Below are 1,657 nucleotides of genomic sequence, written 5' to 3' on the forward strand. Positions count from 1 at the left end.
GAGACAATTTCATAATTCCAAACCCTTGCTGGGAGCGGTTTTTTTGAGCATAGAAAAAGGAGTACCTCCCCAAATTCTCGAAGATATAGGTGACGAAACCAACACCCGAGAATGAAAAGAGGTAATCCCTATCTATTCTATTCGACAAGAAGAGCTGTTTTCCTTTGAGGAATTGCTCCTGATGCACCCAGAAGATAAATATAGTCAAATCTTTGAACACTTAAATCTGGCACCGGTCTTGTTGGCACTGGGGAAAAAGAACCATCGCGGACGGCCGGAAAAACTAAACGTACCTGCCATGATCTACTCGCTGCTTATCGCAAAAATGGAGAACATTGAGTTTGTCTCTGCATTGACCCGCCGACTGACCCATAGCAACGAATTTCGAGTACAGTGCCGGTTTAGTGGCTCCGACAATATTCCAAGCCAAGCCTCGTATTCCCGTTTGATTCATGCGCTGGAGCAAACGGGGATGCTTGAAAAACTTCAGGATACCTTGGTGACGTCTGCCCTAGAAGAAGGCTTTGTGACTGGCACACATATTGCCGTGGATTCCTCCATGGTCGAGGCTTGGGATTGCCAATTTAGCGAATCGGCCTCCAAGCGCCGTGCGGCTCGCCGGGGGCAAAAGCCAAGCGAGGCTCCAGGAATCCAGCAACTTCAGTTCGAACTTCCCGAGCCTGAGCCTAAGGCTGTAAACGAGCCACCAAAGAAACCCGTGTACACCAAGCGTGGACGTCCGTCTAATGCTGAAAAGGAACGCCGGCGCCAGGAACTGGATGCCTATGAACAGAGTCTTGGACCGTTTCAGAAAACCATTGAAGCGATGTTGCCCTACACATATGACGAACTGCTGGCTGCGTTGCCCCGGCATGCCGCGCGTTGTGACAAGAAAAATACGAAGGGCCGAATGACCAGCTATTACGGGTTCAAGGCGAATTTGCTCGTCGATACGGACTGCCAATATATCCTGAGTGGCCTCTGGAGTTCGGCGAATCCGAATGACCAGCGCATGGCCGTCATCCTTCTCAAAGGCCTGCTCCTGAAGTTTCCTATGCTGAAGGTAAAGCATATTTTGGGCGACAAAGGGTACGACTGCACGGCCATCTACCAGTTGATTCATTCGTTAGGCGCCTATCCGGCGATTCCCATGATTCACCGCAAAGATCCGCCCGAGGGAATGAACCTGGATTACACTCCGGTATGCTCCCAAGGGCATGCCTACCGTTACGACAGTTTTGATGCCAAGTACAAAACGCTGAAGTATACCCAGCCGAGCGAGTGCAAAGGCTGTCCGCTTTCCGGTTCCGGCTGTCAAAAGGTGTTTAAAATCCGCATACAAACGGATTTACGTAAGCATACCTATCCCGCAAGAGGGAGCGAAAGCTTTACAGAGCTTTACAAAAAGCGTACGGCAGTGGAGCGTGTTTTTGCCTATCTCAAAGAGTATTTTGGAATGAAACGCACACGTCACCGCGGCGTCCGGGCAAGTGTCGATTTCCAGCTCAGTACGCTAGCTTACAATCTGAGTAAATTTGCGTTAGACAAGTTGAACCAGCAGTTGAGAAACTCCCAGCAAGTGGCCTAATTTTTAAAAAACGACCTTGGATTTTGGCCAAGTCTTGCTATTCAGCCAACTGAATTATGAAATTGACTC

1 protein-coding gene is annotated in these 1,657 nt (G+C 49.4%); it reads left to right on the forward strand.

Annotated elements, in window-relative coordinates:
• The first annotated feature begins 181 nt into the window (after positions 1-181).
• Positions 182-1,588, forward strand: coding sequence for a transposase (locus tag QW71_RS35945; RefSeq protein ID WP_052770601.1), 1,407 nt, complete (start codon positions 182-184; stop codon positions 1,586-1,588).
• Positions 1,589-1,657: the final 69 nt, after the last annotated feature.

The organism is Paenibacillus sp. IHB B 3415, assembly GCF_000802655.2.
Taxonomy (GTDB): Bacteria; Bacillota; Bacilli; order Paenibacillales; family Paenibacillaceae; genus Paenibacillus_AQ; species Paenibacillus_AQ phytohabitans.

Bases quoted from the DNA above. Each gene is read 5' to 3' on its own strand.
- QW71_RS35945 (WP_052770601.1), top strand. From the start codon at position 182: ATGCACCCAGAAGATAAATATAGTCAAATCTTTGAACACTTAAATCTG.